General features: G+C 31.7%; 10 protein-coding genes. All 10 read left to right on the forward strand.

Translation table 11 applies throughout. The features are described 5' to 3' along the window. Positions 1-5: 5 nt before the first annotated feature. Positions 6-854, forward strand: coding sequence for a 3-hydroxyacyl-CoA dehydrogenase family protein (locus AACQ14_RS11065; RefSeq protein ID WP_339363653.1), 849 nt, complete (start codon positions 6-8; stop codon positions 852-854). Next, the gene (locus tag AACQ14_RS11070) at positions 847-1,101 is read left to right on the forward strand and encodes an acyl carrier protein (RefSeq protein ID WP_339363654.1); all 255 of its coding nucleotides are present in this window, start codon (positions 847-849) and stop codon (positions 1,099-1,101) included. The genes AACQ14_RS11065 and AACQ14_RS11070 overlap by 8 nt, the downstream gene beginning before the upstream one ends. Position 1,102: 1 nt before the next feature. Further along, on the forward strand, positions 1,103-2,233 hold the full coding sequence (locus AACQ14_RS11075) for an acyl-CoA dehydrogenase family protein (RefSeq protein WP_339363655.1): 1,131 nt from the start codon (positions 1,103-1,105) through the stop codon (positions 2,231-2,233). Between the two features lie 70 nt (positions 2,234-2,303). Next, on the forward strand, positions 2,304-3,578 hold the full coding sequence (locus AACQ14_RS11080) for an ACP S-malonyltransferase (protein ID WP_339363656.1): 1,275 nt from the start codon (positions 2,304-2,306) through the stop codon (positions 3,576-3,578). Further along, positions 3,575-5,128, forward strand: coding sequence for an amino acid adenylation domain-containing protein (locus AACQ14_RS11085; protein ID WP_339363657.1), 1,554 nt, complete (start codon positions 3,575-3,577; stop codon positions 5,126-5,128). The genes AACQ14_RS11080 and AACQ14_RS11085 overlap by 4 nt, the downstream gene beginning before the upstream one ends. A 25-nt stretch (positions 5,129-5,153) precedes the next feature. After that, on the forward strand, positions 5,154-8,435 hold the full coding sequence (locus AACQ14_RS11090; RefSeq protein ID WP_339363658.1) for an amino acid adenylation domain-containing protein: 3,282 nt from the start codon (positions 5,154-5,156) through the stop codon (positions 8,433-8,435). Between the two features lie 15 nt (positions 8,436-8,450). Continuing rightward, positions 8,451-11,450 carry a type I polyketide synthase gene (locus AACQ14_RS11095; protein ID WP_339363659.1) on the forward strand — a complete coding sequence of 1,000 codons (3,000 nt, stop codon included), beginning with the start codon at positions 8,451-8,453 and terminating at the stop codon, positions 11,448-11,450. A 13-nt stretch (positions 11,451-11,463) separates the two neighbouring features. Then, on the forward strand, positions 11,464-18,618 hold the full coding sequence (locus tag AACQ14_RS11100; RefSeq protein ID WP_339363660.1) for an amino acid adenylation domain-containing protein: 7,155 nt from the start codon (positions 11,464-11,466) through the stop codon (positions 18,616-18,618). 27 nt (positions 18,619-18,645) lie between these two features. Then, positions 18,646-25,347 (forward strand): amino acid adenylation domain-containing protein, encoded by a 6,702-nt coding sequence (locus tag AACQ14_RS11105; protein ID WP_339363661.1) that lies wholly within the window; start codon positions 18,646-18,648, stop codon positions 25,345-25,347. 2 nt (positions 25,348-25,349) lie between these two features. Further along, the coding region (locus AACQ14_RS11110) for a beta-ketoacyl synthase N-terminal-like domain-containing protein (RefSeq protein ID WP_339363662.1) at positions 25,350-25,701 on the forward strand (352 nt) is incomplete at its 3' end.

The following is a 25,701-nucleotide window of genomic DNA, read 5'->3' on the forward strand; positions in this document are numbered from 1 at the left end:
ATTATATGAAGACAATTGGTGTTATTGGTGCAGGAACTATGGGTACAGGTGTAGCCCATAGTTTTGCATTGCAAAAATATAACGTGATATTAGTTGATATATCAAAGGAAATTCTTAATCAAGCAAAGAAAAACATTAACAGAGCAATGCGATTCTATAAATATATAGAAAAGACAGAGATAAAAGAACCACAAGAAGTGACTATGGGTAGAATTCAATTCACAGAGGATTATCAATCATTAGCTGATTGTGATTTAATCATCGAAAATGTAACGGAAAATTGGCATGTAAAAAAAGAAGTATACAAAAAAATAGATCAGATTTGTAAGGAAGAATGTATTTTTGGTGTCAATACTTCAGCTATATCCATAACAAAAGTGGGAGCATTAACACATCGACCTGATCGGGTTATTGGTATGCATTTTATGAACCCTGTACCCCTTAAAAAGATGGTAGAAGTAATAAAGGGGTATCATACTTCACAAGAAACCATTATAACAATTAGAGAATTAATGGGAGATATAGATAAAGAATGCATTGTTGTTAATGATTCTCCAGGTTTTATAACCAATAGAGCAATGATGATATTTATTAATGAGGCCATATGTTCCTTACATGAACAAGTAGCAACAGCAGAGGAAATTGATACGCTTTTTAAGACATGTTTTGGCCATAAAATGGGACCTTTGGAAACAGCTGATTTAATTGGTATCGATACAATACTATACTCTTTAGAGACACTCTACAAGTCCTATAACGATCCCAAATATCGACCTAATATATTACTTAAAAAAATGGTAGATGCTAATTTACTAGGTATGAAAAATGGAAAGGGGTTTTATAATTATGTCTAAATGTATAGTAAGTGAAAAGGATATAAAAGATAAGATTAAAGAATATTTTGCACGATTTAGAATAAATGAAGAAATTGGGGAAAATCAAGATTTGTATGAATTAGGATTAGTTCATTCTCTATTTACAATGCATCTTATCTTATTTATTGAAAAAGAATTTAGTATTGAATTAGATGATGAGGATTTGGATGCTATTAAAACCATCAATGATATAGCTGCATTGGTAGTTAATAAAATGGAGGTCTAACATGGTTGGAAAATTAGATGATAAGTATTTAAAACGAAAGGCTGAAATACGGCAATTCGTACAAGATGCAATATTACCTTATGTTAAACAGGTAGAAGATGAGTGTGAGATACCAAAAGACATAATAAAGAAATTAGCAATAAAAAACTATCTTGGTGTTACAGTAGAAAAGATATATGGAGGATTAGAATGGGATCCTATAGAAGTAGCTCTATTACACGAAGAATTTGGTAAGAGTCATGCCTCTGTTGAGAATCTATTAACTGTATATGGAATGGTCATAAAAGCTATTGCTACAGTAGGTGACTTAGAACAGAAAAATAAGTGGTTACCACAGATTGTTAGGGGAGAAGTCATTCCAGCTTTTGCTATGACAGAACCCCTTATTGGAAGTGATATTAAGAATATTACAACAACAGCTTTTGAAGAGCAAGACAAATATGTTATAACAGGTGAGAAACAATGGATTACTCTAGGACAAATAGCTGATGTTTTCCTCGTATTTGCTAAATGTAATAAGCGAAGTACAGCTTTTTTAATTGAGAGAGAAACGCCAGGGTTAACCATTGAACCTATGTCTGGTACCATGGGATTAAAAGGTAATATGTTAGCAAAATTACATTTTAATAAATGCTGTATACCTAAAAAGAACTTACTGGGAAAAGTAGGAAGAGGGCTTTCAAGAGTAGCTTCCTATGGATTAGACGAAGGTAGATATACAACAGCATGTGGAAGTCTTGGGCTTTGTCAGGCTTGTTTGGATGCAAGTTATGACTATATAAACAACAGAAAGCAGTTTGATGTTTATCTAAAGGAACATCAGTTGGTACAAAAAATGATTACAGAGATGATTGTTCATATTAAAGCAGCTCGAAAACTATGCTATGGAGCAGGATATATGCGTAGGGAAAAAGATCCTGGATATATTCAAGAAACGCTTATAGCTAAATACTATGCTTCTAAGACGGCTAATATGGTAGCCAATCATGCTATACAAATACATGGTGCTCTTGGTACAAGTTGTGATAAAGACTTGGAAAGATATTATCGTGATGCTAAGATGATGGAAATTATTGAAGGTTCTTCTCAACTTTATGAGATACAGATTGCAAAAGCACCTTTAGATATATAGATTATTAATATAATTATTACAAATGTAAGAAGGTAATATTCAGATTACCTCTAACTAGGAGAGGAAGATAATGAACAAGAAAATAGGTTTGGTATTCCCAGGATCAGGGTCACAATATGTTGGAATGGGGAAAAAAATATACAATGACTATGGCAGTGTACGTCAAACTTTTGAAGAAGCCAGTGAAGTATTAGGATATGATCTAAGTAAAATATGCTTGGAAGGAAGTGTAATAAACTTAAATAAGCCTAGACATGTACTGGCATCACTACTTACCATCAGTGTTTCTTATTTCAGAGTTTATATGGAGGAGATAGGAATAGCACCTAGCATCTTAGCAGGACATAGTCTAGGCGAATATTCTGCATTATGCTGTAGCGGAGCCATATCTTTTGAGGATGCACTTAAGATACTATTAAAAAGAGGAGCATTAGCAGAGAAAGTATGTAAACTGACAAATGGTACTATGTCAGCTCTTAATAATGTATCTCACCATATAGTAGAAAAAATATGTGATGAGTTACAGAAGCAGAATTATTGTGTATGCATATCTTGTTATAATTCAAAGAATCAAGTACTTATATCTGGGAATGAAGATGGCATTAAGTTAGCGGAAAAAGAAATTCTTAAGGAACATGGAGAAATAGTACCTTTTATTGGAAGTCCGCCTTACCATAGTCCATTAATGAAAGATATTATTGACGAATTAGAGGAAGAACTTAGGAAGCATAAGTATCTAGATCTAAATTACCCTGTTATTGCAAATACTACGGCTAGACCTTACGAGAGTAAGGATACGATTTCTGAGCATCTTATACAGCATATGTATAGGCCTGTACGTTGGTTGGAATCAATAGAGTATATGAAATGTCAAGGTATAGATGTCATTGTAGAAGCAGGTCCATCAAACGTCCTTAAAAATCTGATTAAAGATCAAATACCTCAGATGAAGGTCTTGGCTATGGATGAAATTCAAGATCTAGAGCAATTGTTAGAATTAAAACAAACCAATTATATGGGTAAGAATAAATTACAAGATATGAAACATAAAGCTATTGCTATGTGTCTAGGAATTGCTGTTTCAACTAAAAACAATAATAATGATTTAGAAGCACATAATACTTATCTAGAAGCATATAAGAACATCAAAAATCTTAGAGATAAGTATGCTCAAGATAAAAGTATAATACAGGATACTCATGTGATAGAAGCATTTACATCACTTGATAAAATATTTGATAGTAGATTAACTTCTCAACAAGAGAGGCAATATCGATATGAGCAATTAATAGAACAAACCCAATTACAAGAAATCTATCGTGAGTTTCAAAAACAAAAATCTTGAAAGGAAGTATTAAAATAGATACTTTAAATAATATAAATAAAACCAGTGTTAAATATTCATATAACAGAACAATTGTTCAGCTATTTCAAGAACAGTGCAATAAAACACCTAATAATACAGCAATCATAGAGAAAGATAGGCATATAACCTATAAAGAATTTAACCAACTAATCAATAGATTAGGAAATTTATTGGTAAATAAAGGGGTAACACAACATAGTATAGTTGGCGTGATGATGGAGCGTTCAATTGAAATGATAGCTAGTGTTTTTGCTATATTGAATACAGGGGCAATTTATCTTCCTATTGATCCTCATTATCCTTCCAAACGTATACATGAAATTATTAAAGATAGTTCAATGAAATGGATACTTACAGCCAAAAAACAAGATATACATAAAGAGGTTGCCATGATTAATCTGGAGGAGGAAAACCTAGAAGATTACCCATGTGAAAAATTATCAAAGAAAATTAAACCTAATGATATAGCGTATATCATATATACATCTGGATCAACGGGAAAACCAAAAGGTGTTATGATAGAGCATCACTCCTTAGTTAATCGAATTGAATGGATGCAAAAAACTTTTCCAGCATGTAGTAGTGACAGTTTCATACAAAAAACAGTTATGACTTTTGATGTATCAATATGGGAAATATTTTGGTGGTCAATAACAGGAGCTTCTCTATGTCTTATTGAATATAACAAGGCTCATGATCCAAGAAAACTATGTGGACTTATCCGAGAAAATAACATAACCAATATACATTTTGTACCATCGGTATTAAGTTTATTTATTGATTTTGTAGAAATGAAAAAAAATGCTAATGAACTAATAAGTTTACAGCATGTTTTTGTGAGCGGTGAACGTTTGGATTCTAGTTTAGTTAAGAGATTTTACAAGATATTTGATAACTCATCCATAAAGCTTATTAATCTATATGGACCAACAGAAGTAACAATTGATGTGACCTTTCACATATGTGAAAGACAAAAAGAATATAGAGATGTTCCAATTGGAAAACCCATAGACAATATACGTATCTATATAGTAGATGAGGATAATAAAATTATCAAAAAAGGAAATACAGGTGAATTATGTATTGCTGGAGCAGGTGTTGCATCTGGTTATCTAAATAGACCTAAATTAAACAAAGAAAAATTTCCACAAGTATCAGGTGAAAGAGTATATAAAACAGGAGATATGGTAAAAGAAGAAGATGGAGAAATTCTATTCTTGGGTAGAAAGGATCACCAGGTTAAATTAAGGGGATTAAGGATTGAACTAGAAGAAATTGAATATCATCTTTTAAAATATAACCATATTAAAGAAGCTGTTGTGATGTTAAAGAAAGATCCTTTAGATAATCAATATTTATGTGTTTACTTTGTATCAAATCAAAATATAGAAGTACAAGATATAATATCTTATTTAAAAAAAGAAATACCTGAATATATGGTACCAACACTCTATAAAAGATTAGATGCCATGCCAATCAAAATAAATGGTAAAATAGACCGCAATAAGTTACCTGATCCATTTAAATAATATTTATGTACTGAGAGGTTATATTGTGAATAAAGATAAAATATTTAATGATAAGCTGAATAAACAAGATATTGATATGTATGACATAGATTGTATCCACAAAGTAGGAGATCAAGATGTGTATCCACTAACCCATACCCAACAGGGTATATTTTTTTTACAAAAACTTACACCAGATAGTTTAGCTTATAATGATATAACAGCATTATATATTGATGGTTTATTACATATAAAGTTATTGAAACAGGCCATTATGATGATTATAAAAAAACATGAAATTTTACAAGCCAATTTTAGACAATATGGCAATAAACCAATAGGTATGATAATCGTACCAAAAGAATTTATTTTGCCTATTATGGCATTAGAAAAGAAGAATGACAATTATACAAAAATGGCACAGGATTATATACATACTCATATGAATAAAGCCTTTAAATTGGATAAAGATAATTTAGTTCAATGTGCTCTTCTTAGATTTTCAGAGAATGAACATATATTAATTATTAATATACATCATATTATTTTTGATGGTTGGTCTAAGGGAATTTTCTTGAAAGAATTAAAACATAATTATGAAAATTTATCAAAAGGTATTTATAACGAATCAAAACTTTCTTATAGATATGTAGATTATGTTAATTGGCAAAAAGAGTATATGCAAAAGGATACTTATAAGAAACAATTAGCGTATTGGCATAATAAGCTGAATTGTTTACCTCAACCAATAAATCTATCAATGGACAATTTATCAGCTGTCCAAACAGGTAATGGAGCCATTGAAGTTTTTGATATAGATGAGGAAATAGTCCAATCCATTAAAGATATGGCAAAGGAATATCGCGTAACACCGTTCATTATTCTATTAACAGTATTTAAGATATTATTGTTTAGATATACTGGAGAAACAGATATCTTAATAGGATCGCCTGTTGCGGGAAGAAAACTTGAAGCATTCTCTGATATCATTGGACCTTTCGTGAATATGCTTGTTCTAAGGGCAAAGATATCAGAGGATGTTACTTTCCATAATATATTGGATGTTGTGAAAAAGGAAACTTTCGAAGCTTTCAAAAATCAAGATGTGCCATTTGAAAAAGTAATAGAAGAGCTTAATCCTGATCGAGATCTTAAGCATTCATCTATTTTTCAAATAATGTTTACAATGCAAAATATGGATATGCCTACAGAGAGTATGGATACTCTAGAGATAAAACCTTTATCTATTGATTATGGATTTGCACAAGTGGATTTATCCCTAACCATATGGAAAGAGAACCAAAGGTTAAAAGGAAGTTTTGAATACGATGTAGGTATGTTTTTACCTAATACTATTAAAAGAATGGTAAAACACTACGTTAACTTATTAAATGCAATATGTAGAGCTCCTCATAATAAAATATGGGAATATAATTATCTTGAACAGGGAGAATATAGTCAACTTATATCTCAGTTTAATGATACCTATTGTGAACAACAAGATTATCAATCTGTTGTCCATATGTTGACGTCTAGTTTTATGCAATATCAAAACAACATAGCGCTATATGATAAACACTATTCATATACTTATAGACAAATAGATGAAGCATCAAATAAAATATCTCATTTATTGAGAAAACGAGGAATAAAACCAAATGAATTAGTGGGTATATATATGCCTAATACTTTTGAATATGTTGTGGGTATACTTGGTATACTAAAAGCTGGCGGCTGCTTTATACCTATGGATATTGCTTATCCAAATGAGCGATTAGAGAGTATTATCAACGATACAAAAATGAAAGTAATTTTAACACTAGCATCAGATTCAGAGACACTTACTATGTATGAAGATAAGCTTATTCGTTTGGATAAAGATTGGGAAATAGTTGATAAGGAACCTAGATATCCTTTAGAGCTTGTCAATAAGTGTGATGATTTAATATGTATTATATATACTTCAGGAACAACAGGAAAACCCAAAGGTGTTCAAATAGAACATGGTAATATCATGAATCTAATACATTCTTTTATAACTTCTTATGAAGTCAAAGCTTATGACCGAATATTACCACTTTCATCTATTGCATCAGCTAGTTATGTAGGAGAATTATTACCATTACTTACAGTAGGGGGCAGTGTTGTGCTAATGGATAAAATGAATCTGTTAAACACACAAGAAATTTGTAATATAATTTCAAAATACCATGTCACAATATTAAGTACTGTGCCTTCTATGGCGGTTCAATTAAATACAAGAGCAAAGAGTATTCAAGATATAAGATTATTGTTATGTGGTGGAGAAACATTAAACTATCACCATGTTAACAATCTAATAAAAAAAGTTACAGTAGTCAATGGATATGGATTAACAGAAACATCCATATGTTCTACATATTATGTCCTGAGTCATAAAGATAAGGAGAAGAATAGTAGTGTACCTGTTGGAAAACCAATAATTAACAACAGGATATATATTCTTGACAAATATATGAAACCTGTACCAATTGGATGTCAAGGAGAAATATATATTGCTGGATTAGGTATGACAAGAGGTTATATGAATGATCGGGAATTATCTTCTGAGAAATATATAGAAGATCCATTTATAAAAGGGGAAAAAATGTTTAGGACTGGTGATCATGGATTATGGCTAGAAGATGGAAATATAATATTTATTAATCGAAAGGATAGACAAGTTCAGGTTCATGGTTATCGTATTGAACTTGGTGAAATCGAACGACAGTTAGGAAGACATAATAAGATTGAAGATGTTGTTGTTATAGATTATAAGGTCGCAAAAGATGATAAAAGAATAATAGCTTATATTGTTCCTGTAGATAATGAATATGTTGAGACATCTTCATTAAAAATGTGGTTGAGAAAAACATTGCCTGATTATATGATTCCTTCACATATTGAATTTATTGATAAATTGCCTAGGAATGTAAACGGTAAAGTGGATTTAAAAGCATTACCTAAGCCTACACTTACAAGACCAGAATTAGATATTAAATTCGAAATGGCATCAACACCTTTAGAAAAAGAAATTATGGCTATATGGAATCAATATTTATTAATTGATAAGATTGGTCTTAAAGATAATTTTTTTGATCTTGGAGGGCATTCTTTATTAATAATGCCTATATGCAATGACATTGAAGAACGTCTTAACAAAAAAATAGATATAGTTGATATGTTTAAATACCCTACACTCTATGCTTTGGCTAAGCATTTGGAGGAACAAGATGATAATAAAATAACTTATGTTAAGGTAAGAAACAGAGCACTGAGACAAAGAGAAAAGTTGTTTGGAAAACAATAAGGTGGTGGAGATAGCATGGATAAAAAACAGATAGATACAAATGGAATTGCTGTCATTGGAATGGCAGGACAATTTCCAAAAGCTAAAGATATAGAATCATATTGGAATAATATTATAGATGGCAAAGAATGCATATCTTTTTTCACAGATGAAGAGTTAAGAGAAGCAGGTATTGATGAAAACTTATTTCATAATCCACATTATGTTAAAGCTAAAGGGGTTCTTGAAGGTATGGATCTTTTTGATGCTGATTTTTTCAAAATCAATCCTAATGAAGCCAAACTAACAGATCCTCAACATAGACTATTATTAGAAGGTGCATGGTGTGCATTAGAACATGCAGGTTATGCTAGTTATACATATGATGGGTCAATTGGAGTATACGCAGGATGCGCTATGAACTCCTATATGCTGCTTAATGTTTATCCTTATATCAAGAAAGAAGTATCAGCAGGAACATTAATTGCTGCCATAGGTAATGATAAAGATAGTTTAACAACAAATATTGCTTATAGAATGAATCTGTCTGGACCAGCAGTAACAGTACAATCTTCCTCCTCAACTTCACTTGTTGCATCCAGTTTAGCATGCCAGAGCTTATTGACGTATCAATGTGATATGGCAATTGCAGGAGGTATAGCAGTTGGACCACCAAGTGTAGGGGGATATCTATACCAAGAAGGAGGTATTATGTCACCTGATGGGCATTGCAGAGCTTTTGATAAACAGGCAAATGGCTTTGTACCTGGTATGGGTTATGGTTTGGTTGTGTTGAAAAGGCTTAGTGATGCTATTGAAGATAGAGATTACATATGGGCTGTTATAAAAGGTTTTGCTGTTAATAATGACGGATATGATAAGGTAAGTTATTCAGCTCCAAGTGTAACTAAACAATCAGAAGTTATTGTAGAAGCTCAAACAATTGCAGGAATTTCACCTGATACAATAACTTATATAGAGACTCATGGAACGGGAACTAATCTGGGAGATCCTATAGAGATAGCTGCTCTTACAGAAGCTTTCAGAATGGGAACAAATAAAAAACAGTATTGTGCTATTGGTTCTGTTAAAACTAATATCGGACACTTAGATACGGCGGGAGGTGTAGCAGGTTTAATCAAAACATGTATGGCATTAAAAAACAAAACATTACCACCATCACTTCATTATAATGAGCCCAATCCTAATATAGATTTTGCAACAAGTCCTTTTTATGTAAATACAGAGGCAAAATATTGGGAATCTGGGGATTTTCCTAGAAGAGCAGGTGTTAGTTCTATAGGAATGGGTGGAACAAATGCGCATATGATTTTGGAGGAATATGATAATAATGCTGATAAAATACATGCTATGGATAATAAACCATGTATTCTAATGCTTTCAGCAAAGACACCAAAAGCCTTAGATAATTATACTAACAATCTTATGGCATATTTGTGTTCTAATAAAGACAATAGATTAGAAGATGTAGCTTATACCTTAGCAGTAGGTAGGAATGAATTTGAATACAGACAAGCTCTTATATGCAGTAGTGGTAAGGAATATATTGAAGCCATTGAAAACAAATCAAAAGAAATTTATACGGGTATACAACATAAAGAAAAGAAGATAGCTTTTATGTTTACAGGTCAGGGTTCTCAGTATAGTAAAATGGGACAGGACTTATATATGAGATATGAGTTATATAAAAGCACATTTGATTTATGTGCTGATCTATACAAAAAATACTCAGGAGAAGACTTAAGAGATATTATCTATAGAGATAATACTAACCTTGTTAAACAAACACAGTTTTCACAACCAGCTCTATTTGCATTTGAATATGCGTTAGCTAAATTACTTATGAGTTGGGGATTAGACCCTCATGCTATGATTGGTCATAGTTTAGGAGAATATGTGGCAGCATGTATAGCAGGTGTTATATCATTAGATGACTGTATAAAAATGATACATTATCGCTCATTTCTTATGCAAAAGCAAGTAAAAGGTTCAATGATGGTTGTGGCTGCTAATGAGGATGCCTTAAAAGAATGGATAATACCTTATAAACAATCCTTATGTTTAGCAGCAGTTAATGGACCTAATTTATGTGTTGTTTCCGGAGAAGATGAATCTATTATGTCATTGAGAAACAAATTATTAAAAGAAGATATTTTCTGTCGTAAGCTAGTCACATCTCATGCATTTCATTCTATGATGATGGAACCCATGATGGAAGAATATGCAGAGATAATAAAGGATATCACATTTAAGAAACCGCAAATACCTTATATTTCTTCAGTAACCGGGAAGTGGATAACAGATGATGAAGTAATGAATATAGAATACTGGGTAAATCAGATTAGAGCTACAGTAAGATTTTCATATGGTGTTCAAGAACTATTAAAAGAAGAGAATACAGTAATTTTAGAAGTAGGACCTGGTAATTCACTTACAACTATAGTAAAGCAACATCTCTGTACGGATTCTAATCAGCAGGTAATCGCAAGTGTGGATGCACTAAATGGAAAGCGTTCCTCAATAGAAGCACTCATGAAAGCAGTTGCTCAGTTATGGACAGCAGGTATTACGATACTATGGGAAGCATTCTATAAAGATAAAACGTACTATCGTTTACCATTGCCAACATATCCTTTTGAAAGAAAAAGCTATTGGTATGGAAAAGATGAGAATACAGCAATAAGCTCCGATGATACAAAAGAGGTAACAGAGGAATACGTTGATCAACATTTTCAACCAAGACCTACTCTCCAAAATGATTATATTCCACCTGTAAGCGAAATGGAAAAAGAAATAACTAAAATAGTGGAGGAACTCTTAGGTATAAATGGAATAGGAATAGAAGATGATTTCTTTGAATTAGGGGGACATTCTTTATTAGCAACCCAAGTATTATCCAGAATATATTATAAGTTTCAAGTGAAAATATCATTGAAAGATATATTCTATAATTTTACTATAAAAGAAATGGTAAGAATAATGCAAGAAAATGATGGTGTGAGTAGAACAAATTAAGTGAGGGTTAACAATGTATAAGAAAACGGCTATTTATAAAGAGGATATGTTATATAATCAATTTCCTTTATCTATTGGACAGAAAAGTTTATGGCATATTAGTCAATTTCAATCAGGTAATAGTGCCTATAATTTAATTATGGGAATTAAAATAAAAGGTATACTAGACAATACTCTTGTGGAACGAAGCTTACATATATTGTTAGATAGGCATGAGATGTTACGTGCTGTTATTAAAGAGATTAATGGAGTACCTTATCAATATATTATAGATAATCTAGAAATGGGAATTCAATATAGAGACTTAAAAAACAAAAAAACAACAGAACAGGATAAAATTATAGATGAATATATGTATGAAGAAAGCGTATTTGTCTATGATCTAGAACAAGGACCACTATTAAGAGTTAGTTTGCTAGAGACTCAACTAGATGAGCAGATATTTATATTTAATTTTCATCATATTATAGCGGATGGTTGGTCTATACAACTATTCATGAAAGAATTCATTGAAGTATATTATTCTCTGGAAAAAGGAAAAGAACATACTTTACCTAAATTAGAATTCTGTTATAGAGATTATGTTAAGTGGCAATATGATTGTCTTAATAAGGGATTATATGAAAAAGATATTCAGTATTGGTCTTCAAAACTAAAAAATGTTAATACAAGGGATATATTACCATTAGACTTTCCAAAAACGTCCACAAGAAACTATAGAGGTAAGAATGTAAGTTATGAAATGGATGAAGAGACAACAAGGTGTATACAGGAATTGAGTAAGGTAGAGAAATCCACACCCTTTGCTGTTTTGTTAACGTGTTTTAAGATTCTATTGTATCGTTATTCCAATCAATCAGATATTTTAGTTGGGATACCAGTGGCTGGTAGAAATCGGTATGAAGTAGAATCTATAATTGGATTATTTGTTAATACTCTGGTTATACGGTCAAAGGTTGATGGAAGTCTAACTTTTAGAGAATTACTAAAAAAAGTGACACTAAACACTATAGAAGCCTATGAACACCAAGATATTCCATTTGCTCAATTAGTAGAAGAAATTAAACCAGCTACAATTGCAGAAGAAATGCCATTTTTTGAAACATTTTTTAGTTTTCAAAATAAGAAGTTGGATATAAAGGAATTTCACGGGTTATCTTATGAGCTGATGCATATGAAAAAAGTAACAAGTAAATTTGATCTATCCTTTGAAATTGAAGCATATAATAACCGTTTAATAATTAATATTGAATATCGTGATGACCTCTTCAAACAAGAACGTATTCATGGTATGTTTAGGCATTATAGGAATATTATTCATCATGTTGTAAATGCACCTAAGAGTAAAATTACAGATATAAATATGTTATCAGAAGAAGAGAAGAGTATTATTATTACTAAATGGAATAATACCAATAAGATATATTCAGATAAAGATGTACTCCAACTTTTTGATGAACAGGTTAGGCTTTATTCAAATAAAATTGCAGTAAGGTATGGGGATGAAACAATAAGTTATAAAAAACTTAGTCAGTTATCCAATCAAGTAGCTTCTTATTTATTAGATAGTCAAGTGATAAGTGGAGATAGAATAGTTCTATGTATGGAATCTGGTATAGGGCGAATTGCTAGTATTTTAGGTATATGGAAAGTCGGAGGGTGTTATGTACCTTGTGACCCCCTGTGGCCTCCTAAGAGAATAGCAAAGATACTTGAAGATGTTAATGCCAAACTACTAATAAAAGATGAAAGTATTGCATATTGGAATAATGGAGTAACGAATACCGTTGACATTGAGGATATCAAAAAAATATCTATATGTAATCCTATACAACGTCAATTAAATCTTGTTGATACAGCTTATATATTATTTACATCGGGTAGTACAGGAAAACCTAAGGGTGTTATGATAAGTCATCAATCACTTATAAATTTCCTTAATTCTATGATTGAATGTCCTGGAATAGAAGTAACAGATAGATTTCTTTCAGTTACGAATTATACTTTTGATATATCAATTTTAGAGATGTTTCTGCCACTTATTGTGGGAGCTGAGGTGAATATATTATCTAGACTAGAACGCCTTGAGGGTAGCAAATTAAGAAATAGATTAGAACAATACAGACCTACAATCATGCAAGGGACACCTGCTACATGGCAAATGATAATTGATGCAGGTTGGCAAGGAGATGGTAAGCTCAAAATATTATGTGGTGGAGAAAAACTTACTAAAAACTTAGCTAAAGATTTAGTAAGCAAAGGGCAGCTATGGAATATGTATGGGCCAACAGAAACTACCATATGGTCTCTGATTCATGAAGTAACAGAAGAAGAGGAAATTCCTATAGGAAGGCCCATCGCTAACACTTATGTATATATTTTAGATAAGTATCTTAATCCTGTTCCCGTTGGTGTTCCAGGAGATATATATATTGGTGGTCTAGGGCTTGCACAGGGATATTATTGTTTACCTAAGGAGAACCAAGATAAGTTTCTTCATAATCAATGGAGGACAGGTAAAATATATGCTACAGGAGATAGAGGAAAATATAATTGTGATGGTTATATCTATTATTTAGGTAGAGAAGATGATCAATTAAAAATCAGAGGGTATAGAATTGAAGCACAAGAAATTGAAGAGAGGATAAAGAAATGCCATGGCGTAAAAGATGCTCTTGTAACTAAATATAGAGATGACGATAAGATAGAGAAATTGATAGCCTATGTAGTTATAAATAAATCATCAGTTTCCATATCGAGTCAGTCTATCTATACCCATTTAAGTAGTGAATTACCCTATTACATGCTGCCTACTAAAATACAACTTATGGAAAAGTTTCCATTAACAGCACATGGTAAAGTTGATAGAAAACAATTACCAATACTTAGTACAGAACCATTAGAAGCCAATGATATAGATATTAAGATTAATAATCATATTGAAGAACAGATGATAAAGGTATGGCAAGAAGTACTTCACCAAGATAAAATTAATTTAACATCACATTTTTTTCTCATGGGTGGCCATTCGTTATTAGCGACCCAATTATTAAATAAGATTGAAAGTGTTTTTAAAGTATCAATGAAGTTATCGGATATTATTCATTATCCTAAGCTGGTGGATATGTGTAAACGATTGAATACATATCTAGATGATAACAATATCCAGTATGAAAAGACAAAAAATCAGGGATTTCCATCGATTATTCCTGATAAAGTCAATAGAGGTAGAGCTTTTCAACTTACAGAAATACAAAAAGCCTATTGGTTAGGGAGAAAAAGCAGCATAGGGCTTGGAAACATAGCAACTCATATATATTATGAAATTGAAATGTCTCAAGTAGACATTAAGAAGTTTAATCAATCAGTAAATCAATTAATTCAAAGACATGATATGTTAAGAGCTATTATACAACCTGAAGGTACTCAGAGAATATTAGATAAGGTACCAGATTATATTATAGAGGTGACAAATCTAGATGATATGTCTCTTCAAAAACAAAATCAATATCTAGATGATGTTCGTTATGAATTATCCCATAAAGTACTCCAAGAAGATAAATGGCCACTGTTTCATATTAGGGCTAGTCAATATGATGGGATAACTAGAGTACATATAGGTGTTGATTTATTAATTGCTGATGCCTGGAGTTTACAAATCTTATCTAATGAATTAATGCTTTATTATGATAATCAACAAGAAACCATATCTTCTATTGAAATATCCTATAGAGATTATGTTATAGCGTTATATAGATATTATGAATCAAGTATATATGCTAATCATAAAAAATATTGGATGGATAGAGTACAGCATCTTCCAAGTGGTCCTAAGCTTCCACTTTTGATAGAACCTGATACAATTAAAAAACCTACTTTTAAACGTATAGAAGGTAGAATTAAGATATCTCATTGGAGTAGGCTCAAGAAAGTGGCAAATTCTTATAATATAACACCTAATGCTCTTTTGCTAACTGCTTTTACACAAGTATTAAAAAAATGGACAAAAGAATCTAATTTTACATTGAATCTTACATATTTCAATAGATTACCATTACATAAAGATATATATAATGTAGTAGGAGATTTCACATCGCTTATCGTGTTGGAAATTGGAGATAAAGGTAATAGTTTACTTGAATTTGCTAGTGAATTACAGAAACAGTTATGGGAAGATATGGACCATAGCTTATTTTGTGGTACAAAAGTTATGAATGAGATGATAAAAAAAGGTTATATTGATAATGTTTTACCTATTGTTTTTACCAGTATGTTAGGTTTTGAAAATGACCATTATAATGAGACAAAAGATCATAATTCAAGTAAACAGATTTTTGGTATATCTCAAACACCACAAATATGGTTAGATCATCAAGTGATAGAGCATGATGGGGAACTTATCTATAATTGGGATTATGTAGCAGATATATTTCCTTCAGGATTAATTGAGATGATGTTTAGCAGTTATACAATGCTTATTCAACAACTTATTAATGAAGATATATGGATAGCACAGTCTATTTCAATCGTTGAAGATAAAATGAATCAATTATTAATAGAGAATTATTCTCAAGACATCTTATCAGAAGACTTACTATATTCAGCATTTATAAGACAAGCTCAATATAATCCTAATAGAATAGCCATTGTAGCTCATGGTAAAGAATTAACGTATGGTGAACTACACAATATGTCTAATGGTGTTGCAGCTAAATTAAGAGAGTATAACCTAGAACAAACAGTTATTGGAATATTTATGGAAAAGGGTTGGGAACAGATTGTAGCTATTATAGGTATCTTAAAAGCAGGGTATGTTTACCTTCCAATAGAGGCAAATACACCTATAGAACGAATAAGATATATGCTAGATAAGGCACATGCTAAGACAGTGATTGTACAAGAACAAACACAAGATAGATTAACCCTGCCAGATGTTCAAAAACTAAGGATAGAAGAAAAGAATCATAATATAAAGACGTATAATGCTATAGAACAATCACCAGAAGATACAGCTTATATAATATTCACCTCCGGTTCAACAGGCGAACCAAAAGGGGTGGTAGTAAGTCACAAAAGTGCTGTTAATACAATATATGATATAAATAAACGATTTAAAGTAACAAAAGAAGATAGAATACTTGGAGTATCTTCTTACGCATTTGATCTATCAGTATATGATATATTTGGTATTTTATCAGTAGGTGGAGTCTTAGTTATTCCTAATGCACAACAAATATATAGTCCTGTACATTGGGCTAACTTAATAAGAGATTATGGTATAACCTTGTGGAATTCTGTACCAGCTTTGTTTAATATGCTGTTCAATACAAAGGATTTAGTAGATGAGTTAGTGACTTTAAGGCTTGTACTACTTAGTGGTGACTGGGTACCTATCTCGTTAGTTAAGCAGTCTAAAAAGATAAATGAACAATTAAAAGTTGTTTCTTTAGGAGGTGCTACAGAAGCTTCTATATGGTCCATTTATTATGAGATTGAAGAGATTAATCCTCTATGGGGAAGTATTCCATATGGTTGGTCACTGACTAATCAAAGGGTCTATGTACTTGATGACCAGTTGCAAATATGTCCCATATGGACAACAGGTAAGATATATATAGGTGGTGTAGGTCTTGCAAAAGGATATGTAAATGATGAAATTAGAACCAGTGAACGATTTATTATTCACCCTCATACCCATGAGAGAATATATGATACAGGTGATCTAGGTAGATATATATCAGATGGTAGTATTGAATTTCAGGGAAGAGAGGATAATCAAGTGAAGGTTCAGGGATTTCGTATAGAATTAGAAGAAATAGAAAACACCATAAAAAAACATCCTATGGTTAAGAATATAGTGGTTAAGGCAGAAGGTGAGGTTTTTGAAGATAAGAAATTAGTTGCATATGTAGTGCCAGAATATGAAAATGAAAAAAGTAATGAAGTAATGATTACAGATAAAGGAGAAAGATTAGATTTTAAGTTACAAGAGAAAGCAATACGTAAGGACTTGGATGGTACACGTATTGATATTGCTGATTTGGCATATCAACCAGAACAAAATATTTATATGAGAAGACGAAGCTACAGAAAATTTGAGTCGGACACTATTACCTATAAAGATTTTTGCCATTTTTTGAATCATCTATCTCAGATAACTTTGGAAAATCTTACATTTCCAAAATATTTATATGGATCAAGTGGCGGTTTATATCCAGTACAAGTTTATCTTTATATTAAGGATAAAACTATTGAGAATATACCTATGGGTTATTATTATTATAATCCACAGAGAAAATCTCTTGTACTTCTTTCTAGGGAAAGAATGGATAGTAGTATTTATGTAACGAAAAATCAATCAATATATGATAATTCAGCATTCTCTATTTTTCTAGCTGCACAGATGGAAGCAATTGAACCTATGTATGGTAGAGAACATGGGGAAAAATTCTGCTTAATGGAAGCAGGAGCGATTAGTCAATTATTAGAGATGATAGGACCAGATTATAATATAGGGTTATGTCAAATAGGAGCTTTTAATTTTGAAGCAATTTCTCATAACTTTCAATTAAATGAGAATACCCAGTACCTTCATCATTTATTGGGAGGGAAAATTAGTAATCAATTGGCTACAAAAGAAGGTTTATTAAATGAATTTCGACAATATACCCCTTATAATAGTAGAAATAAAATCAATGACTATATTAATGAAATAAGGGAAATGTTGATCAAAAAGCTTCCATTTTATATGATACCAACATCTTTTATCATAATGGATGAATTACCATTGACACCTAACGGAAAGATAGATCGGGTAGCATTAGGTAAAACATATGAAAAAAACAAAACTAGACCAAAAGAACCTTTAAATAATGAGTTAACCCCAGTAGGTAATACTATTATAAATATATGGAAGGAGATTTTTCATTTAGAAGATATCCATCCTTACGATAATTTTTTTGATTTAGGAGGTGACTCACTGTTAATAGTACAGGTTCATAGTCAATTAGAGGAAAGACTTGGTATGAACATCAAAGTGGTGGATTTATTCAGATATCCTACAGTAGATAGTCTAGCTGGATATCTTGAGGGAAATAAAACGAATAATCATAAGGTAAGCATGAATCGTGCTCAATTACGCTTATCCAAAAGAAGAACACGACGATAAATAATATTTTTGAAATGAGGTGATAAGATGGAGAGGAATAATTGGGTAAAAGAAGAACACGAAAATGATATTGCAATTATTAGCATGAATGGAAGGTATGCAGGTGCTGATACAGTAGAGATATTCTGGGATAAGGTTAAGCATGGTGTTGACTTTACTAAAGGGGAGGATATATCAAGAAATACCAATGAAGATGGATTAATTAAGGTAAAGACCCAATTAGAAAACATTGATTTATTTGATGCAGATTTTTTTGATTATTCAAAACGTGAAGCAGAGATTATGGATCCACAACATAGACTTTTTATGGAATGTGTTTGGGAAAGCTTAGAGAAAGCTGGATATGACCCAGAAAACTATAGTGGAACGATTGGTTTGTATGGTGGATGTAATGCAAGCTCATATCTTATTAATAATTTATTGCCAAATAAGGAACTGATACAATCCTTGGGAGATATTCAAGTCATGATTAGTAATGATAAGGATCATCTTACTTCTCAAACAGCATATAAACTTAATTTGAAGGGACCTTGTATGACGGTTCAGACGTCATGTTCAACTTCCTTAGTAGCTGTACACTTAGGATGCGAAAGTTTACTTAATGGTCAGTGTGATATAGCTATTGCTGGAGGTGTCACTCTAAAGATTCCACAACAAGAGGGTTATCAATATAAGTCAGGAGGATTGGTTTCAGAAGATGGGTATTGTCGTCCTTTTGATACTCATGCAACTGGAACAGTATATAGTAATGGCATAGGTGTTGTCGTTCTAAAACGTCTTAATGATGCAATTGAAGATGGGGATACTGTACATGCTGTTATTAAAAGTTCGGCTATAAACAATGATGGTGCAGATAGAGTTGGCTATACAGCGCCAGGTGTTAATGGTCAATGTTCGGTAATATCAGAAGCTCTTGAAGTAGCTCAGATACATCCTGACTCAATAGGTTATGTTGAAGCTCATGGTTCAGGTACACCAATGGGAGATGCTATTGAAATTGAGGCCATAACACAAGCATATAGTTACTATACAGATAGAAAAGGTTACTGTGCGTTAGGTTCTGTTAAGTCCAATATTGGTCATTTAGAAATGGCATCTGGTGTTACAGGACTTATAAAAGCAGCTTTATGTGTTAGAGATGGTGTAATCCCTCCAAGTCTTCATTTTCAAGAACCTAATCCTGATACTGATTGGCAAAATAGTCCATTTTATGTCAATGGATTCTTACAACCATGGCATACAGATGAGGGTCCTAGAAGGGCTGGAGTAAGCTCTTTTGGACTTGGCGGAAATAATGCACATATCATTATTGAACAGCCACCCTCTATCTTCATAAAAGAAGAGGGAATAAAAAAAGAGAACAAAGATATGATAACAATATCCGCTAGAACAGAAACTTCGTTATACAAATATTGTGAGAAATTAGGCAAACATTTAGAAGAACACGAAGAACATCATCTAAATGATGTAGCCTATACTTTTAATAGGGGGAGAAAGAGATTTAGTTATAAGTGTGCTATTCCTATTAAAACGCGTAAATCAATTATACATATATTGGAAAATATTCAGGATTATCCTCAGTATATGTGTAAATCAGATTCACGAAATACAAAGGTGAATTTTGTATTTGGACCCACACTTTCATTAAGTCATGATCAAATTAGAGAATTATGTAACAATAATTTGGAGATTTCTAAGCATATAGATAATTGTCATAGATTGATGATGGATAATTATGGTGTGAATCTCAAGGATATATTATTGAATGAAGTGAGTAGGGAATATCTACATCTCAAATCATTCATAATACAATATGCTATAGCAAAAGGATTAATGGATAAGGGCTTATGTCCATCAACATTAGTTGGAGATGGTATAGGTCTATTTGTTGCGGCTGCAATTGCTTCTGTTTTATCTTTGAGAGAATGTATAGAAAGGTTATATTTACCTCATAAGGTTGAAAATATAGAAGCGGGTAATGGAAAAATACCTGTTATATCATGGTGTACACATGAAAAAATATCTATTGATTCTATAGGAAATTTTAATTATTGGGAAGAGACAATAAAGAATTGTAATTGTAATATTATGAGCTGCAATAAGGATTGGCTTCTAAATTCACAATCTTTAGCTATAGATATAGGGGCTCTTAGAATATATAGTACAGGAAGTTCTAGTGATGAAGAAAGTAATAGCAATGCAAGCCAAGAAATAATTGATGTATTTTGTAAAACATGGCTTAAGGGATGTATTATAGATTGGGATAAGTACTATGCTAATAGTCATAGGAAACGTATAGTTTTACCAACATATCCTTTTGAAAGAAAAAGACATTGGGTCAATCCACCTGTAACAGGAAGTGATGACCAATCTAATAAGGAGAAAGATATTGATCTAATATCTCCTGAAAAATATAGTATCTTTTCAATACATCAAAGGGTTAAATCTGTATGGGAAAAAGCATTGGGTGTTAAAATTGAACATGATACGGATAGTTTTTTTAACCTAGGAGGACATTCCTTATTAGCTACACAGATACTTTTTACTCTAAAAGAAATATTTAAAGTAGATATATCTCTTATGAGCTTTTTAGAGCAACCATCTATTGAAGGACTTTCTAATAGCATATGGTCAAAATTAGAACATCAAGATAAGGAAGAAGTCCAAAATAGTTACATACCTAGTTTGGTCATTGACGAGGAAAATAGATACCAGCCCTTTAATTTAACTGATGTACAAAAGGCTTATTGGATAGGTAGAAGTGAGGGGATGAAGCTAGGGAATGTATCCACACACATATATTTTGAAAAAGATATTTCCCAGTTGGATCATCATACATTTAGTCACATTCTTAACCAATTGATTCAAAGGCATGATATGCTAAGAGCCATTATTCTACCAGAGGGTAAGCAGGTTGTATTAAAGGAAGTACCTAAGTATGATATGAGAATCCATAATCTAAAGTTCGCTCAAGAAGAAGTAAGGGATGCTAAACTACAAGAAATAAGAGATACCATGTCTCACCAAATGATATCAACTGACAAGTGGCCTTTATTTGATATTTGTCTTAGTCAAATAAGTTCTGACAAAACAAGAATACATATAAGTTTTGATTTGCTCATTACAGATGCTTGGAGTCTAGAATTATTATTGAAAGAGTTTATGACATTATATAATTATCCTAAGCATCAATTACCGCCATTAGAGTTATCTTATAGAGATTATATTCAAGCTCTTGAGGCTATAAAAGAAACTGATTTATATAAAAGGTCTAGGGATTATTGGTTAAATAGAATAGATATATTGCCACCTGCACCTCAACTACCTATTGATACAAAACCTAGTGAAATTAAAACGCCTCGTTTTAAAAGATATGAGAAACTATTAGACAAAAGCAAGTGGACACAATTAAAAGCAGAAGGGAAAAAATTAAATATTACTCCAACATGTATTCTTATTACAGCATTTTCTGAAATTCTTGGGAGATGGGTTAGTGATCCACATTTTTTGATTAATTTGACCGTGTTTAACCGTTTACCAATTCATCCACATATTAATAATATCGTTGGAGATTTTACATCCTTAACGTTATTAGAAATTAATAACAGATTAGATGATACTTTTAATGAAAGAGCTGCAAGGATTCAAAATCAGCTGTGGCAAGATATGGATAATCGTTATTTTAATGGCGTAGAAGTAACACGTGAACTTATTAAGAAGACAAATGATCCCTCAAATGCTATTATACCCATTGTTTTTACAAGTCTGTTAAATGTAGATAATCAAGAAAAGGATGGGATTGATCTAGGAAACAGTAATAATGAAGAGGATGTTTTTGTTATATCACAAACACCTCAAGTATGGTTAGATCATCAAGTGATTGAAAGAGAGGATTCACTTTATCTGAATTGGGATGTTCTAGAAAATATATTCCCTGATAAGTTAATAGATAATATGTTTGCTGCTTATAGTCAATTACTAGAAAAACTTGTTTTAGATAGTACCCAATGGAATAGTAATAGACTTCTGCAATGTATTGACGTAAGTATGGTTGAAACATTAAATAAGCATAAGGATGTTCAATTGTTAGAATCAAATACATTACATGGTTTGGTAAATAAACAAGTAGTACGACAACCAAATAGAACGGCTATTATTTATCAGGATCTCCATATTACCTATAAACAATTAGATGAGGCATCAAACAGAGTAGCTATAGAACTTATGGATAAAGGTGTTAGAGAAGGCGATATTGTAGGTATATTCATGGATAAGGGTTGGGAACAGATTGTTGCCGCTTGTGGAATATTAAAGATAGGTGCTGCTTATCTTCCAATAGACAAGTCATTACCCCAAAATAGGATAGAGTATATATTGAAATTAAGTGAAGTACAATGTGTTATTATACAAGATACTTCAAATAAAGATACCATATTGCCTATACCATTACCAATTGTAACAATTAATAAATCATTTTTAGATAATAACTATAATAAGACAGTAGTACAAACATCAAATACTGATAGTTTGGCGTATATTATCTTTACATCCGGTTCAACAGGAGAACCAAAAGGAGTTGAGATGAGCCATATAGCAGTAATCAATACACTGTTAGACATTAATAAACGTTTTTCTGTTAATTGTGAAGATAGAATATTGGGATTATCTTCTTTGAGCTTTGATTTATCGGTGTATGATATCTTTGGTATTTTGATAGCTGGTGGTACACTCATTATACCAGACTTAGAGCAGAAAAAGGATCCTTGGGAATGGTATCAGCTTATACAACAGCACCACATAACAGTATGGAATTCTGTACCTGCATTTATGAAATTATTTATTGAAGGTATGAAAGTGAAAAAGATGGAATGTCCTACATTACGGTTAGTTATGCTTAGTGGTGATTGGATTCCTATATCATTACCTCATAAGATTCATAGATTAAATAATGATATAGAAGTTGTCAGTTTAGGAGGAGCTACGGAAGCAGCTATCTGGTCTATTATATATCCTATTAAGGAGATGAATCCACAGTGGAAGCGTATACCTTATGGTTATTCTATGGTTAACCAATGTGTTTATGTTCTTAATAATAAGTTAGAAATATGTCCAACATGGGTATATGGCAATTTATATATAGGAGGAAAAGGTCTTGCAATAGGTTACTTTAAGGATAATGAGAAAACAGAAGAGAAATTTATAATACATCCTGTTACAGGAGAGAGATTATATCATACAGGAGATCTAGGTAGATATCTACCAGACGGTACAATTGAATTATTAGGCAGAGAAGATAATCAAGTGAAAATTAATGGGTATCGAATTGAATTAGGAGAAGTAGAGTCAATTCTGAAAAAACATGAATCTGTAGAAGACGTGATTGCACTTGCTGTAGAGGATGCAGGTAAGAAGAAGATCGTAAGTTATGTCAAAACAAACGATGACAAGGTACAGTTACCTGATGATATTATTGTAGATCCTGTTAAACGCTTTGAGTTTAAATTATGTGAACATCAAATTAGACAAGCTAAAGATAAATCAAGTATACCATTGAAACGGTTTTATAATAATGAACGTTTTTTCAAGAGAAGAAGCTATCGTACATTTAGTGAAAACATTATATCATTTGATACATTTAGTCACTTCATGGAAAGTATGTCATTAATAACAGATGGGGATAAACATAGCAATAAATATATGTACGGTTCAAGTGGAGGGTTATATCCAGTTCAATTATATCTTTATGTAAAAAATAATCGTATTGAAAACTTAGCAGGAGGTATTTATTATTATAATCCAAAAGATCATATGCTTGTATCTCTTGCAGATACAATAATAGAGCCAGAGGTTCATGTAGAACGAAATCAAGCTATATTCGAACAATCAGCTTTTTCACTATTTTTAATTGGTGAAGAAAAAGCCATTGTTCCTATGTATGGAAAAAAAGAGAGTTTTGCATTTATGAATTTAGAAGCTGGTATCATGACCCAGTTATTAGAAATGACTTCTGTTGATTATAATATAGGGTTATGCCAGATAGGTTCTATTGATTTTGATAAGATTAGAAAACATTTCCAACTGGATGAATCACATGTGTATTTACATTGTCTATTAGGTGGAAATATAGATTTAGATCAAATAGGAAAAGATGGTTTTATGGAAGAATTGGGACGTTATGAGCATAGTATCCACTCTATGAAAGAGCAAAATACAGTTAATGACCATTCATTAGAAATACAATTAAAAGAGTATCTAGCTATGCATTTACCTTCATATATGATTCCTTCTGATATATATAGGGTACATGAATTTCCTATCACAAGTAATGGCAAGATAGATTATAAACAGTTACAGAAATTAAAACAGCCAAAGTTACATAAAGAACTTCTACAATATGAGGCTCCTCGTAATGAAATGGAATATACATTGACAGCAATATGGCAAGATATTTTTCAGGTGGAGAAAGTGAGCGTTATTGATAGTTTCTTTGACCAAGGAGGCGATTCAATCTCAATTATTCAGATATTTAATAGACTACAAGAAATGGGATATGATACATTACGATTAATTGATTTGTTTAAATATCCTACTATACGATTATTAGCTGATTATATGAATACTAACAATAAAGAACCTGTATATGAGTCACTTATTGACGATGAGAAGCGAAGAGCCCAAGCACGAAAAAAACGTTTGCAACAATTATCAAAAAATAAAAATGGGGAATAAGGATGATGAATATAAGTAATGAAGATTATAGTAATACTATTGCCATTATTGGTGTAACTGGACGTTTTCCTCAAATATCTAATATACAAGAATTTTGGGAACAACTTAAAAATGGTGTTGAAATATTTCATGACTTTGTTGAGAGGGACAGAGATGTCCCTATATCACATGGAGATTTTATTAAGGTAAAGAATAAGTTTAAGGATATAGAATATTTTGATGCATCATTTTTTGGTATTCACCCTAGAGATGCAGAACTTATGGACCCTCAATTAAGAATATTCTTAGAACAAGCATGGATTCTACTTGAAAGTGCAGGGTACAATCCTTTTAGTTATAAAGGATTAATTGGAC

Source organism: Vallitalea maricola (assembly GCF_036985595.1).
Taxonomy (GTDB): Bacteria; Bacillota; Clostridia; order Lachnospirales; family Vallitaleaceae; genus Vallitalea; species Vallitalea maricola.